Consider the following 15,270-nt stretch of genomic DNA (forward strand, 5'->3'; position numbering starts at 1 on the left):
TCTTGCGGATGTGGCGGAATTGGCAGACGCGCTGGAATCAGGCTCCAGTGTCCGTTAAGGACGTGGGGGTTCGACTCCCTTCATCCGCACCATTTTTTTATATTATGCGGTCGTGGCGGAATGGCAGACGCGCCAGGTTGAGGGCCTGGTGGGTGAATAACCCGTGTGGGTTCAAATCCCACCGACCGCATCATATGTACAAACCAGTCATATCAAGGGTTGCAGACCTTTGATATTTTTTTATGCACTCATTTTTCTATATGAAATGGGTGTTTTTTTATATAGTTTTGACCAGTTTTTGACCATGTGAATAAATGGTAAAAATGAAACGTTCGGATTTAGAATAAATCATCCAATTTGTCAGCAGTTTCTCTTTGCTTACTAGAGAACAACTAAACATTAATTATCGTAGTAATGGATGAGCGCCCCAGGCGTTCTTTAAAGGTTACGTGTTCTTCGCTTTGAGGAACTAGTAAAGCAACGGGAAAATACCTTAAATCATGTCAGTAGATAGCTTCAAGGTTAACGTGTTCACCAATTTTTCGATGAGCCTGTTAAAAATATCTCTAGTTGCTGGAACATATTGACTTGAAAGAATGTAAACCCAATAAACCAGCTCAATAAAAGATTTATAATATTCATAATATAAATCTTTTTTGGTATAATTACTTTAATAAATAAGAATGTAGTGATTTTATAAATGAGTTAAATGAGGCAATCACTGCAAGGTTGTAAATTATTAACAGGTGGTGTGATGCTTATGAAACAGGCTTTATTTCTTATCCTGGACGAATACCAGATTGGGAAGGTGCTTACTTATCAACAACATTAAATCAGAGGGAGGATTGGTCGGTTCATACGATTTCTTTGGAGGATACGGTAAGTTCCATTGGCGGTTTTAGAACTGCTGTCGATTAAATCATTGGTTCTGAACCTGAGGATGCTCATCTATTGGTAACGGTAGGCGGGAATACATGGAATAATGATAATAAAAAGCTTTTGCATCTAATCAAAACGGCATTTCAAAATAATATACCTGTTGGAGCTATATGCGGAGCTGTGGATTATTTAGCGAAAAACGGTTTTCTAAATCATTATAATCATACGGGTAACTCTGTTGATGCTTGGAAGGGCTATGAAAATTATCATGCTAAGAGCAGTTTTTTTCAGCAGCAAGCAGTAACAGATAAAAATTTAGTCACTGCAAACGGAACAGCTCCGATTGAATTTACACATTTGATTTTAGAGTTGATTGAATTTGATACCTCCGAAAATATTAAAAAAATGATGTATATGTATAAGCATGGATTTTATAAATACTGTGAAAAATATGGGAATCCGTTTAGATAATCTTCGCTTGAAATAAAATGAAAATTATGATTATAGTAGAATTGAGTATAGAGATTGGGGAGAATTGTCCTGAAATGAATATGACAAAAGGTTGTATCAGAATAGCTAGAAGGATTTGTGGAGGGATAACGTGTCAAAAGGATTAAAAATTATCTTGCTTTGGTCGCTTGCTTTCCCTGCAATAATCACCATTGGCCGTATGATAATTGATTTTATTTTAGGCAGGGAAATGGAATTCATCTCATACACGGCTGTTTTTTTAGGCATAGGAGCAGCAGGATTGATTTTTGGCGGACCGCTAGTGTACCTTGTAACTAAATCTAAAGAGGAGAAATATTAATTTTTAAATCTATATAATGTTTTGGTCCGTTGTAAAAAAACAGGCACTTATTCCAATAATGGAAAGGGTGTCTGTTTTTTTTAGTGGAATTATTCTATTTTATAAACTGTTGGATAATATAACTTACACAAGGCTCTTTTCTTTTCTCACAGATTTAAGGGCATTGGACCAAGCGACAACATCATCAATCATTTCGCCAAATCTTGGTTTATGCACTTCCATTGGTGCGAAAGTTGCCATGTTCTCAAAGTCATTAAATAAGCTGAATGCACCTTGTGGTTCAACTGTAGCTACTTTTAAATTGGATAACGTTGTACGTAATGCAAGGGAAGCTGCAATACCAAGCGTAGAGCCATAGCTTACGATGCCTGCTGCTTTATGATGCCACTCTGAACCTAAATAATCTAAATGATCCTTAAGGGACGAAGGGAAATTTTTATTATATTCCGGTGTAACAAAAATAAACCCGTCAAACGAATCAATTTTTCTTGACCATGCACGCTGTTCTTCTGTTGCGTATTCTTTATTTGTCATAAGCGGGGGGATTGCTTCATTGAAACGTCCAAGACCACTTTCTTTTATATCAACAATTTCAAATTCTGCGTCTATATCTTTATTATCTGCAAAATCTTTAACCCATTCTGCAACTTGTAAATTAACACGTACATCACGTGTGCTTCCTGTAATAATACCAATTCTTGTCATGCTGTAACCTCCGTATAAATTTAGATGTAATGAATCAAATAATAAGTTTGTATTAATTTGATTACAAGAGTTATAATAAACCTAAAGTGCCTTTTTGAGAAGAAGGCACTTTATTTATACCTAGTTACTTTTAGGAAACCATTTGATATATAAGGGGTTCATGCATATATTTATAAAGGAGCGGTTGAAAAGTGAAGAATATAACGACAGGTGAAAATTGTGGAGAGCTTCAAGTTGCGTTAGATATTATTGTAGGAAAATGGAAACCGATTATTTTATTTCACCTTATGGAAAACGAAAAATTGCGTTTTAGTGAACTGCAGCGGGCTATTCCGGAAATCACTAAAAAAATGTTAACTTCCCAATTAAGAGAATTAGAATATAACGATATTGTTCATCGCAAGGTTTATCAGCAGGTGCCTCCAAAAGTGGAGTATTCTATGTCACCGTACGGTCATGGTTTAAAACCGTTATTAGTATCAATGAGAAGCTGGGGGACGGAGCATCTGGAACATTTGGAGAAATTATATGGAAAAGATAATGAAGAGCAGAAGGAACAAATATAATTCCCGATAAGTTGTAATACGAAGCGGAATGGTGTTTTCTATGAATTACTCACTTTGTTGTCCAGTAATAGTATGCTGATTAAGCTTGGATACTTTTGTGCTTTAAAAGTATAAATCATTTATGGATGTATAACAAGGTTATAAAATGTCTTGATCAAAGAAGGGTTACATTAGTAGAGAGTATATCACGGACAATTGCCTGCAATGCTACCGTCTCATATCTGCCTCTGCTTGTAACCCCCTGTATTTTTATAAATTATATTATTGAAATTACCAAACTGATTCAAGTATATGAAGGATGCTTTGACTTAAATATTAGGAGGACGAGATGAATGGAAGGGAGAACGGTTTTGATAACTGGAGCTAATTCAGGAATTGGATTCGCAACAGCTGCTATTTTAGCCAGACAAGGCTGTCGTATCGTCTTAGTATGCAGAAATAAGCGAAAAGGGGAAGAAGCACGTCAAGAATTATTAGCTGCTGCTGATAATAAGGATATAGATTTACTGATCGCTGATTTGTCCTCACAGCAGGAGATTAGAAAGCTGGCAGAGCAGGTTCAGAAGCGCTATTCCAAATTAGATGTTCTCATAAACAATGCCGGCGGTGTATTCGGTCAGTATCAAGTCAATAACGACGGCTTTGAAATGACTTTTGCGGTTAATTATTTAGCACCGTTTTTATTAACTCATCTGCTGCTTGATCAATTGAAGGCTTCCGGTTCAGGAAGAGTGGTTAATATCGCATCTGTCATGGAAGACAAAGAGTTTGAGCCGGATAATGCAGTAAATCAAACTGCTTCTGATTATTCGGGAATGCAGGCATATAAAACTGCAAAAACCGCTGTTCTGATGATGACGTATTATCTGAGTGAGCGCTTGTCAAACAGCGGTGTGACCGTCAATGCACTGCACCCAGGATTTATTTATACCCCTCAGGCAACCCGAATGGCACCGAAGTTTTTAAGACCAGTTATGAAGTTATTTTCAAAAAATCCAGAGCAAGGTGCCACTTTGCCTGCTTATTTGGCTTCATCCAATGAAGTGAAAGATGTTACAGGGAAGTTTTTTAAAGATAATAAAATAGAACAGACTTCCCCTGTTTCGTATAATGAAGAACGCCAAAAAGATTTATATATTAAAAGTCTTCAGTGGACGGGTATAGAGGAATCTCCCTTTATAGAAAGTAATTAACTTTATGAGCTTCTGCTTTACTGAAGAAGTTTTCATTTTAATAAAGAAGGCAAAATTGCCATCTATGAAATCGAGAAACCGGGGTATAAGCGGTTTTCTGAGAATCAAAGCGGGAATCTAAAAATACTTCCTGGCATGTGCAGCAGCAGAAAAAAGTAAGTGCATGGCTGCTTTTTCAATTAATCATATCAAGGGTATTAAACCCTTGATATTCCACTTAAACTAATTCTTTTGAACGTTTTTTTATAAGTAAATAAACTACATACATAATGAAAAATAAGACGTATACGAAGGCAGATACAATATAGATAGTCTGATAAGACGCTGCTTCTGCTATTAATCCCAGTACCAATGAGCCGCCGCCTATCCCAATATCGAAAAAATTGAAGAAAGAGGCCATGGCATCTTCATGCTTCTGTTTATCGACTAGGTTGATACACCAGGTTTGTATAGCAGGAAGCAATGCTCCGAAACCTAGACCGTAAAATATTGCTGCTGTAAAAAAGACCGTGTCTGTATTGGCAATATATAAAAGACCTAATCCAATGATTGCAAAGATAGAACCTGGAATCAAGATGACGGCTGGTCCGTGCAAGTCAAACAGCCTGCCAGAAACCAATCGTACTGCAAAGCTGGCTGCCGCTATAACGAAGAAAAACAATCCTACATGAGAAAAATCCTTTTCCAAGGCATATAAAGAAAAGAATGACATGATTCCTCCTGCTGCCGTTCCGACTAATAAAATCAGAAGGGCAGGGAAGAGAACTTTCTTTTCAAGAATTTTTGTCTTTACACTGGCTGTTCTATCTAATTCTCTTCCATTTGGTGCGCGTTTAATCAATATGGCCATGATTACAGCCAGTATCAATACTGCCATTCCGCCTAAGAATAAGCGCTGAAAGTCATATAATTCCAGCGTTAAGATACCTATCATGGGACCGACAGAAATAGCAATCGTTTCACCCATACCAAAATATCCAATTCCTTCTCCGAGCCGCTTTTTAGGAATGATTTCGGCTGCTAATGTAGCGAAATATGTCGTAATCAACCCAAACCCTGCTCCATGAAAAAGCCGAATAATCAATAGCGTAGTGATATCACTTGAAAGATAATAGGCTCCAGTCGCCAAGGCATTAATTAAAATACCTAGGATTAAGAGGAATTTTTTGTCCATTTTACTTGCTAGAAGACCAGCAAAAGGACGAGTCAGAATAGCAGATAACATAAATATTCCTGTGACGATGCCGACTTGGCTGGCGCCGCCTCCAATTGCAGTAATAAAGAGAGGAAGCGTGGGAAGCAGCATCTCGAAAATCATAAAAACTAAACCGTTGGAAACCACGATAAAGATAAAGGATAATGACCATATTTTGGTGTTTGAATCATGCATTTTTCGAAACTCCTTCTATGTTGGTGCATTTTGATACAAAGGACATTATATCTGATACGGGGCAGATGTAAAGAGGTTGAACGAAAGGATAGTGAATGAATTGTAAAATGGTGATGAATTAGTGATCTAACTGGAGAATGGGAGCTATCAGGCTGAGTCATTTTACAGGCTATGCATTCATGTGTTTTTAGAGATTATGACAGGAATTAAGCGGGGGAGTCATAAAGTAATGACAGAAAGAACAATTGGAAATATCCGATGATATGCACGCTGTAAAAAATATACACCAAAAATGGCACTGCCATTGGGTAAAACGTCTTTGGTATTGCTATTTTTTGTTGTTTTCTCACTTCATAGCAGGTGAAAATTTTCGATAATAACCTTTCTTTAAGGCTGTAGTTTCTTCCTCATTGTTGTTAAAAAAGATTAATACGAAGCAGCATTTCCAATGCAGTTGAAAAGATGACACGATGAACCTTGTTTGAAGGGATATGAAAGTGAAATTCTGATAGAAACTTTCTCATCTATTAGAGTACTAGCAAGCTTCCCTGGCATATGGTACGATATGAAAAGATTAAGCGTATTTTCGCAAATGGAGTTTAATAGATACATAATAAGTCGATTTTGAAAAACATCGTTGTGCAGGGAGGAATCCGCTGCTAACCGGCAAGGAAATAATCAGGGTAAAGGAGCATAAAATTTGAAGTTCAAACAGTTAACCATTCTATTAACAGTCAGTTTACTTGGTTTGATACTCTCTGCATGCGGGGAAACTGATTCTGAATCAGAAGGAGAGACTAGAGAGGAAGCCAGAGATGAAGCGATGCAAACAGCAGAAGAATTTTTATCCTTTTTAAGCGAGGAAGAATTTGAAGAAGCGGCATCCTCTCTGAGTGATAATTCTATCAGTGAATGGACATCAAAAGATTTTGAAGATTTATTTGTTCCAACAGCTGAAATTTATGGTGGATTAAGTAGTATTGATTTAATGGAGGAAGAGGAAGATACATATTCGTCCATCTTTAATTTTGTTTATGAAGGCAAATTTGGTGCGCGTAAGGCGCTCTTTTATATCGGTATTAACAGAAATAATGAAGTATTTAATTTTCGGACAAACATTGATCCAGAATTACAGTTTTCAGAAAAGACCCATGACGTTGCGGAAGGATTTTTAGAATTTGCGAGGGAGGGTGCCTTTGAAGAAGCGGCTGACTTAGTGGAAGATGATATGGAATCAGATATAGCACCGGCAGATATTGCGTCTGATTGGAGCCGGCTGGAGGAAACGAATGGGGAATTCGCAGATATTCATCTTTATGATGAACAGACGTTTTCCAGAGATTCTTCTCTTATTTATGCTGCAACGTTTGGGGAACAGCTGGTTCTTTTTAATATCTATGTAAATGAGGACAATGCAATTACAGGTTATTATTCCCGCAGCTATGATGAAGAAGAGAATTACATCTATCCGGAAGAAGCGCATCAGACAGCCGAGGATTTTTTAACATTTATTGCTGCTGAAGATTATGAAGAGGCGGCAGATCTCTTAGATGATGCTGAAGCAGAGGCCTCTCCTGAAGATTTGGAAAGGTGGCGTAATAATGTTGAGCGGGAGTATGGAGAATGGGTTCGTTTTGAGTTGAATCATGAAAAAGACTATTATGGTCCTTCTGCTGGAAATTATTCGTTTGTATATGATGTGGAGTTTTCGGAACAGCCGGCATCCATCATTGTATATGTGAATCGTGAAAATGAGATCAGCGGATACCGGCACACGGATGTGGAAAGCGAAGAGTAGAGAATGGATTGAAAGGCAAGGGAGTTTGATAAGCAGTGTATCAAACTTCCCTTGCCTTATTTATTTTGTTCCTGAATCCATAAGGCCACCTGCAAAATAAGAGAATCATTGAAAATTTTCGGATTATATCCTGTTTCCCTTGTGATATTATTTAACCGGTAAAGCAATGTATTCCGATGTAAAAATAGGGCATCAGCTGTTTTTTGGATATTTAAATCATGTGCAAAAAATGCTTTTAATGTCATTGCCTGCGTTTCATCTAAACCGTTCAGAATTCGCCTGGAGAACCTTTCTCTCAGCGTCTGGTCAAGCTGATAAAGCAATGCCCGTACTTCAATCTGGCTGAATGAAATTACTTCGATTTCCGGTGCACTGATTTTTAAAGCGAGCTCGCAATCGGAATAAGCCTGATAAAAATGTTTCAGTTCATGAAAAGCCAGACTATTGGCTATTCTGAAGGTAATACCCAGCTTATGAAATAGTGCTTGCAGCGCTTCTACTTTTCGCACGGCTTCGGTCTCTTCCATTTCAGACACGGCAATAAACAGCTGATTAAGGTTTATAAATCCGGCAATAGCAGGACGCTTACCAAATAACCGCTCTATTTTTTGAATCAATTCTTGTTTTTGGATAGTGAGCGTATCTATTTGAATGACGAATGCCATGAATGGAGGCGTTAATTCTATTTTCAGCATATCAAGCCCTTGCTGGATCGTTTTATAAGAGGCATTGCTTTTTAACAGCTGGTCAATAACCATCTCTTTTGTACGCTGTTTCCATTCCAGCTGTGAAGTAATAAATTCCTGGTCAATCATCAGCTCTGTAGTCATTTTCACCAGCTCCCCGATATCCTCCATCTCATCCGGATTGCCGGTAACCCCAATCACCCCGATGATAGTGTCCTGAAAGACGATAGGTAAATTGATTCCAGGCTCCGAGCCTTGCCAGGAATCCCCTTGTTCAGGATAAATAGAGAGTGTTTCTCCGCTGCTCAGCACTTCTACAGCCCCTTCATGAACAGTATGCAGTCTAGTTTCATCCAGAGCGGCAATAATCTCTCCGTTCATATCCATAATATTTACGTTTCGATTTAAACGGAGGGAGGTTTCTCTGACGATGGCATTCGCAATTTCTTTTGTCAACATATCCATAATTCAAGCTCCTTTGTTTATACCCTACAATATTAAACTATATATTCCTCTTATTTTTGTATGATATAGCCATATACAATATAAGTCAATATTCGTATAATTTAAACTACAGATAAAAAAGAAAACGCTTACTAAAGGATGTGATGGAATGAAGATTATCGTTGCTCCAGACTCATTTAAAGGAAGTTTAAGTGCAGTCGAAGCAGCTAATGCCATAGATAAAGGAATCAAAAAAGCTTTTCCAGACGCAGAAACCGTCTTGATCCCTGTTGCTGATGGAGGCGAAGGAACATTAGAAACACTTGTTACTGCTACAGAAGGAGAGATGAAGCATGTCATTGTCACAGATCCATTGGGGAATAAGGTCGAAGCTGGATATGGAATTTTAGGAGATAAGAAAACATGTGTCATTGAAATGGCAGCAGCCTCAGGACTCACTTTACTATCTGAAGAAGAACTTTCCCCATTGGCAGCAACAACCTATGGGACAGGGCAGCTGATTAAACAGGCTCTGGATGATGGTTTTACTTCTTTTGTTGTGGGATTAGGAGGCTCCGCTACGAATGACGGAGGTGCCGGCATGCTGCAGGCGCTGGGGCTAAGGATTTTAGATGCAGAAGGAAATGAAATCGGTTATGGAGGAGACGCATTAGGTAAAATTGCTTCCATAGAAATCGATTCATTTGATCCCAGAATTAAAGATTGTCAATTTTTAATCGCCTCTGATGTAGAGAATCCGTTGATTGGATTAAATGGGGCATCTCATATTTTTGGCCCGCAAAAAGGTGCAACATCGGAAATGATAGAGCGGCTGGATCAAAATCTCGCACATTTTGCGGATCAGGTTGCAAAGGTTACAGGTATCAAGCTGCATGATATGCCGGGTGCAGGAGCTGCAGGCGGCATCGGAGGAGCTTTTCAGGCCTTCTTTCCATGTGAACTGGAAAGAGGAATTGATGTTGTCCTGGAGTATAGTAACATCAACCAATTTTTAACAGGAACAGATTTAGTCATTACCGGCGAGGGAAAAGTAGACGGGCAGACTGCTTCTGGTAAAACGCCGCTGGGAGTAGCGCAAACAGCGCAAAGGCAAGGAGTTCCAACGATTATTTTAGCAGGATCGGCAGGTGACGATACGGCAGTGCTCCATGATTTTGGCGTTGTCAGTATCCACAGTATTGTCAATAAACCAATGACGTTAGAAGAGTCTATGCGAAATGCATCTATCCTATTGGAATTAAGTGCTGAACAGGTGGTTCGTTCTTATTTTTACGCTTTTAATCACATCAAAGGGGGAGCGATTTATGAGAATTAAGGATACAATTGAAAAAGTACCTGGAGGGTTAATGGTAGTTCCACTTCTATTAGGAGCTTCTTTAAACACGATTGACCAAATGCATATACCGGCAGTGATGAGAGTTCTTGAATTTCTCGGAGCACCGCAAACAGAGGAAGGCTACTATGAATTTTTAAGAATTGGCGGATTTTCACAAGAATTATTTAAGGATAGTGCCCTTGTATTGATTGCTTTATTCTTATTCTGTGTGGGAAGCCAGATGAATTTGAAAGTCGGCGGAAAAGCATTAAAGAAAGGGATTTTAATTACAGGTTCGAAGTATGGAGCCGGCTTAGCCGTCGGGATGGCTTTTGGATTCTTCTTTGACCCGATGAGCGGACTATTTGGATTGTCCACCCTTGCATTAATTGCTGGTATGACAAACAGCAATAGCGGGATGTATGCTGCATTGACAGGAAAATTTGGAAATAGATCCGATGTGGGCGGTCTCTCTATTCTGGCTATCAATGACGGGCCATTTTTGACATTAGCTGCACTTGGGGTATTAGGTACAGCATTTCCGATGATTTCATTTATTGCAGTTCTTTTGCCAATCGGGATTGGAATGATTTTAGGAAACCTGGATCCAAAAATACGAGAGTTTTTAAAGCCGGGAGAAGCGGTTACGATTCCATTTTTCGCCTTTGCTCTGGGAGCTGGCATGGATTTGGCGAACTTCTTCAATCCCTCTGTACTTACAGGCGGATTAACACTTGCTTTTCTTACCTTTTTCTGTTCAGCTGGGGCAGGTATTCTTGTATTTAAATTATTTAGAGAAAAAAGCTTTATTGCTCCTATCTCAGAGGCTTCCACAGCAGGAAACGCCGCCGCAACACCTGCCGCAGTAGCCGCAGCAGCGTCAGTAGCCGTTGGTGCAGGAGCCATGACACAAGCAGAATTTGAAGCGATTCAGAGTATTGTTCCGATGGCGACCGCTCAGATTTCCATATCCACCATCACGACTTCGCTGCTTTGTCCTTTAGGTGTTATTTTAATAGACAAGTATCAGCGGAAAAAAGGAATCGATGGTACAAAAGAAGATTTGGGGTTAAAAGAGGATAAACAGGAAACGAAATATGCGGTTAATGACTGATAGGTTATAAGAAGCAGGTTTTATTCGACAAATCATGTTATTCTGATGATAGAATGATATGTTATTTTACAAATAAATGCTTTTTAGCAGTAACGGTTTGCTGCAAATGTCGTTTAAACCTAAAAAAGTACAGGATATAAGCTATTAAATGAAATGAGGTTTTTGAATATGAGGACGGATTTACTATATGGAAAGAATGGAATTTCTTTAGATTTGCCAGAAAACGCTTTACTTATTGAACCGACCAATCTGCCAAAGATGGAAGATGAAAAGGAAGCAGTCCGTCAGGCTTTGCGAAATCCGATTGGCAGCGCGCCCTTGAAAGAATCTGTCAAGGCTACCGATACGGTATCGATTGTCATTAGTGATATTACCAGACCGACACCAAATCATATCCTGGTTCCGGTATTAATTGAGGAGTTAAGCCATGTTCCTTTAGAGAATTTTGTTATTATTAATGGAACTGGAACACACCGCGACCAGACAAGGGAAGAATTTGTTCAAATGTTAGGAAGCTGGGTTGTAGACAATATTCGAATTGTAAACAATCACTGTCATGAAAAGGATACACTTGTTAATCTCGGGAAAAGTAAATTTGGCTGCGATGTCTACCTGAATAAAGATTATGTAGAATCTGATTTTAGAATTGTAACCGGTTTTATAGAGCCGCATTTTTTCGCAGGCTTTTCTGGAGGTCCAAAAGGAATCATGCCCGGAATAGCGGGGATTGAAACGATTATGACCTTCCATAATGCGCGGATGATTGGAGATCCGCTCTCCACGTGGGGGAATATGGAGAATAATCCGGTTCAGGATATGACCCGTGAAATTAACGGGATGTGTAAGCCCGAATTTATGTTAAATGTTACATTAAATCGGGAGAAAGAAATTACGAATGTGTTTGCTGGCGAGCTTTATCAGGCACATGATGAAGGATGTGCGTATGCAAAAGAGCACGCGATGTTCCATTGTGAAGAGCGGTTTGATGTCGTGATTACATCTAATTCCGGCTATCCGCTGGACCAAAATTTATATCAGGCCGTAAAAGGGATGAGCGCTGCCCATAAAATTGTCAAAGAGGGCGGTTCGATTATTGTAGCATCCGAGTGTTCAGATGGCTTACCTGACCATGGAAACTATGCGAAAATTTTTGATATGGCAAAGAGCCCGCAGGATCTGCTGGATATGATTAATAATCCGGAATTTAAAATGTTTGATCAGTGGCAGGTTCAGAAACAGGCTGTCATTCAGGTCTGGGCGGATGTTTATGTTTATTCCAAGCTGACGGACGAACAAGTAACCAATGCCATGTTAAAGCCGACTCATGATATAGAACAGACGTTAGAAGAGTTAAAGGAAAAGTATGGGGAATCGATGACCGTTGCTGTGATGCCTTTAGGGCCATTGACGATACCTTATGTTGAAGAAAAAGTGAAATCCTGAGCTGAGCGTAGTATACTGGTAATAGAATGAAATGTATTTAGTCAATAAATGGGAAAGTTTTTTATATCCTTTTGTTAGTAAAATCCCCCCCTTCAGTCAGGGGAAATGAGGTGAATAAAATGATGGAAATCAATGAGAAAAATCGTTATTTAGGGAAAACACTGAAGGAAATGGGACGTGTCATGGTGGCATTTTCAGGCGGTGTAGACAGTACAGTTGTTTTGAAAAGAGCGCAGCAGGAGTTAGGAGATAACGTGCTGGCAGTTGTTGTTGCATCAGAATTATTCCGTGAATCCGAATTTCAGGCTGCGGTTCAATTAGCAGAGGATCTGGGTGTGAAGGTGCACCAAACAGAAATAAAAGAATTGAACCAGCCTCAAATTACAGCGAATAACCCAGACAGCTGGTATTACAGTAAAAAATTGCTTTACACCCGCCTGAATCAGCTGGCGGAGGAATGGGATTATCCGTATGTGTTAGACGGAATGATTATGGATGATGAAGCAGATTTCCGCCCGGGGCTAAAGGCAAGAACGGAAGAAGGCATCCGCAGTGTCCTTCAGGAAGCAAATCTATATAAACCGGAAGTCCGCGAGCTTGCGAAGGAATTGGAGCTTCCAGTATGGAATAAATTAGCTTCCTGCAGCTTAGCATCCAGATTTCCGTATGGTACAAAACTGGACAAACAAAAAGTAAATCAGGTTAATCAGGCGGAGCTTTATTTAAAACGTGCCGGTTTTGAAGAAGTGCGTGTACGTTATCATGATAATGTGGCGCGTATCGAAGTAGCAGCTGATAAAATGGTGGAATTACTGGAAAAACGTACAGAGGTTCAACATAAACTGGTATCTCTTGGTTTTGACTATGTATCGATAGACTTACGCGGTTACCGTACAGGCAGCATGAATGAAGTATTGCCAGCAGCTTCGTCAAAACAGCAAATCGCTGCCAATGCTTAAAACACAACTTCATTCCGTGGGAGTTGTTTCCTTTCTCCCCCGGAATTAGCCTGAGTGCCTCAGGGGGGGGGAGTTAGCACCCGCTATCTCCTCTCTGAATAAATTTATTTTTACTCTCTATTTAGAGATGGAGTTTTACGGATGATTCTCCGGATAAATTTAAACATGATCTTTTACGGGAAAGCAGTTGAAAAAACTGCTTTTTCGCGTGAAAAGAGTATAAAGAAGATAAACAAAGGAGTAATTTTCATGAAGATGTTATATTTGGATTGTTTTTCAGGAATAAGCGGTGATATGACAATAGGAGCGCTGCTTGACGTGGGAGGGAGTTTTTCTCATTTGCAAAACGAGTTGCAGAAGCTTCCTTTAGTGGATGAATACGAATTAAATGTTTATAAAGTAGTGAAGAATGGGATTACAAGCACAAAATTTGATGTTGTGCTGAAGAATGAGGAGCATGGACATTCCCGCCATGATCATTCTGAACAGGACGACCATGAGCACGGGCATAGCCATAAGCATGTTCATGAGCATCATCACGGGCATAGCCACGACCATCATCATGAGCACCATCATGGTCACAGTCACGATGAGGGACATCATCACCATCACGATCATAGCCATCATCATCGTTCCTATCGTGATATTGTAAATATGATTCAAGAAGCAGATTTATCAGAAGACGTGAAAGATATGGCGTTGAGGATCTTTAAAAAAATTGGTGAAGCAGAAGGGCATATTCACGGTGTGCCGCTGGAGGATGTCCATTTTCATGAAGTAGGCGCTGTTGATTCGATTATTGATATTGTAGGGACAGCGATTTTATTGGAAGAGCTTGAGATTGATGAAATCAAGTCAGCAGCTGTTCCAACAGGATCCGGAAAAATTCATATTGATCATGGCGTGTATCCTGTCCCGGCACCGGCTACGCTGGAGATTTTGCGTGGAGTACCGATTGCGCAAAGTGACTTGAAAGCAGAATTGACAACGCCGACTGGGGCTGCTTTTGCTGCGGTGTTAGCGGAGGAGTTTTGTGATATGCCGTCTATGAAAGTGGTGAAAGTGGGATATGGTGCCGGTACGAAAACATTTCCGAATCACCCCAATGTACTCCGGGTTATCATTGGCGAAGAGGCATAAACATTGAAAAAGTTTGGAGAGTAGGACAAGTAAATGGAAGAAATTTTAAAGGAAGTCCAAAATGGAACATTAAGCATAGAGGACGCGAAAAAGAAGCTAGCGACTTATGAAGATTTAGGTTTTGCCAAAGTAGATCATCACAGGAAACAACGGCAGGGTTTTCCGGAAGTGATTTACGGAGAAGGAAAAACCGTGGAGCAAATCATAGCTATCCTGCAAGCAATCAAAGCGAAGCAGAATGATATTTTAATTACTAGGATTTCACCGGATAAGGCAGATAAAATTTTAGGGGTTCATCCTGAATTGACGTACCATGATATGGCACAAATCCTATCCTTAAAGGTAGAAGAGAAAAGAGAAAAAAAAGAAGGATATATCGCTATTCTCTGTGCCGGAACCTCTGACTTGCGGATCGCTGAAGAAGCAGCCGTTACTGCTGAAGCATTGGGCAGTAATGTACGCCGATTTTATGATGTCGGAGTTGCTGGAATTCACCGGTTATTAGATCAGGCTCCAGCGATTCAGGACGCAACGGTTTCGGTCGTCATCGCAGGAATGGAAGGGGCGCTCCCAAGTGTGGTCGGCGGTCTTGTTTCGCATCCAGTCATTGCGGTGCCGACAAGTGTAGGCTATGGTGCGAACTTCCAAGGCCTGTCGGCATTACTGACAATGCTGAACTCCTGTGCGAGCGGAATCAGCGTGGTCAATATTGATAATGGCTTCGGCGGTGCATATAATGCCGTATTGATTGACCGGCTGGCTCAAGGAAAAGAGGAGTAGCATTTCGCAATAAGAAGGGAGTTGTC

At 39.9% G+C, this 15,270-nt stretch carries 13 protein-coding genes, 2 tRNA genes and 1 pseudogene; 13 read left to right on the plus strand and 3 right to left on the minus strand.

All coding sequences use genetic code 11. The annotated features are described in order from the left end of the window. Positions 1-4 precede the first annotated feature (4 nt). The 4 genes and pseudogenes from MKY45_RS05690 (at position 5) to MKY45_RS05705 (ending at position 1,690) form a co-directional block, all read left to right on the plus strand. Positions 5-92, plus strand: a tRNA-Leu gene (locus MKY45_RS05690). Between the two features lie 14 nt (positions 93-106). Beyond that, positions 107-190, plus strand: a tRNA-Leu gene (locus MKY45_RS05695). A 570-nt stretch (positions 191-760) separates the two neighbouring features. Continuing rightward, positions 761-1,350 (plus strand): annotated as a pseudogene (locus MKY45_RS05700) (type 1 glutamine amidotransferase family protein). A gap of 130 nt (positions 1,351-1,480) precedes the next feature. Beyond that, positions 1,481-1,690 (plus strand): hypothetical protein, encoded by a 210-nt coding sequence (locus tag MKY45_RS05705; RefSeq protein ID WP_042532447.1) that lies wholly within the window; start codon positions 1,481-1,483, stop codon positions 1,688-1,690. 123 nt (positions 1,691-1,813) lie between these two features. On the opposite strand, the gene MKY45_RS05710 is transcribed toward MKY45_RS05705, so the two are convergent. Next, the gene (locus MKY45_RS05710; RefSeq protein WP_042532449.1) at positions 1,814-2,395 is read right to left on the minus strand and encodes an NADPH-dependent FMN reductase; all 582 of its coding nucleotides are present in this window, start codon (positions 2,393-2,395) and stop codon (positions 1,814-1,816) included. A 200-nt stretch (positions 2,396-2,595) separates the two neighbouring features. Here MKY45_RS05710 and MKY45_RS05715 point away from each other — a divergent pair, with 200 nt between their 5' ends. Beyond that, positions 2,596-2,961, plus strand: coding sequence for a winged helix-turn-helix transcriptional regulator (locus MKY45_RS05715; protein WP_042536035.1), 366 nt, complete (start codon positions 2,596-2,598; stop codon positions 2,959-2,961). 332 nt (positions 2,962-3,293) lie between these two features. Next, complete coding sequence (locus tag MKY45_RS05720; RefSeq protein WP_341172647.1) at positions 3,294-4,154, plus strand: SDR family oxidoreductase; 861 nt, start codon at positions 3,294-3,296, stop codon at positions 4,152-4,154. Between the two features lie 217 nt (positions 4,155-4,371). Here MKY45_RS05720 and MKY45_RS05725 read toward each other — a convergent pair whose 3' ends face one another. Continuing rightward, a complete protein-coding gene (locus MKY45_RS05725; protein WP_341172648.1) occupies positions 4,372-5,544 on the minus strand; it encodes an MFS transporter in 1,173 nt (390 codons plus the stop codon). 700 nt (positions 5,545-6,244) lie between these two features. Between MKY45_RS05725 and MKY45_RS05730 the strand changes: the two genes are divergently transcribed. Further along, a complete protein-coding gene (locus MKY45_RS05730; protein WP_042532455.1) occupies positions 6,245-7,342 on the plus strand; it encodes a DUF3887 domain-containing protein in 1,098 nt (365 codons plus the stop codon). Between the two features lie 56 nt (positions 7,343-7,398). Here the strand turns inward: MKY45_RS05730 and MKY45_RS05735 are convergent, their stop codons facing one another. Beyond that, a complete protein-coding gene (locus MKY45_RS05735; protein ID WP_042532457.1) occupies positions 7,399-8,493 on the minus strand; it encodes a CdaR family transcriptional regulator in 1,095 nt (364 codons plus the stop codon). A gap of 148 nt (positions 8,494-8,641) precedes the next feature. Here MKY45_RS05735 and MKY45_RS05740 point away from each other — a divergent pair, with 148 nt between their 5' ends. The 6 genes from MKY45_RS05740 to larB all read left to right on the plus strand — a co-directional run bounded on the left by MKY45_RS05740 (position 8,642) and on the right by larB (position 15,244). Beyond that, a complete protein-coding gene (locus MKY45_RS05740) occupies positions 8,642-9,808 on the plus strand; it encodes a glycerate kinase (RefSeq protein WP_193065069.1) in 1,167 nt (388 codons plus the stop codon). Further along, positions 9,798-10,922, plus strand: a complete 1,125-nt coding sequence (locus MKY45_RS05745; protein WP_256705808.1) for a 2-keto-3-deoxygluconate permease — start codon at positions 9,798-9,800, stop codon at positions 10,920-10,922. The genes MKY45_RS05740 and MKY45_RS05745 overlap by 11 nt, the downstream gene beginning before the upstream one ends. A gap of 168 nt (positions 10,923-11,090) precedes the next feature. After that, the gene (larA, locus tag MKY45_RS05750) at positions 11,091-12,365 is read left to right on the plus strand and encodes a nickel-dependent lactate racemase (RefSeq protein WP_193065067.1); all 1,275 of its coding nucleotides are present in this window, start codon (positions 11,091-11,093) and stop codon (positions 12,363-12,365) included. A gap of 119 nt (positions 12,366-12,484) precedes the next feature. Next, complete coding sequence (gene larE / locus MKY45_RS05755) at positions 12,485-13,324, plus strand: ATP-dependent sacrificial sulfur transferase LarE (RefSeq protein WP_042532465.1); 840 nt, start codon at positions 12,485-12,487, stop codon at positions 13,322-13,324. A gap of 249 nt (positions 13,325-13,573) precedes the next feature. Then, positions 13,574-14,464, plus strand: coding sequence for a LarC family nickel insertion protein (locus MKY45_RS05760; RefSeq protein WP_193065066.1), 891 nt, complete (start codon positions 13,574-13,576; stop codon positions 14,462-14,464). Positions 14,465-14,497: 33 nt separating this feature from the next. Continuing rightward, complete coding sequence (gene larB / locus MKY45_RS05765) at positions 14,498-15,244, plus strand: nickel pincer cofactor biosynthesis protein LarB (protein WP_042532467.1); 747 nt, start codon at positions 14,498-14,500, stop codon at positions 15,242-15,244. The last annotated feature ends 26 nt before the right edge of the window (positions 15,245-15,270 follow it).

The sequence above is a fragment of the Oceanobacillus sp. FSL K6-0251 genome, from assembly GCF_038004725.1.
Lineage (GTDB): Bacteria > Bacillota > Bacilli > Bacillales > Amphibacillaceae > Oceanobacillus > Oceanobacillus oncorhynchi.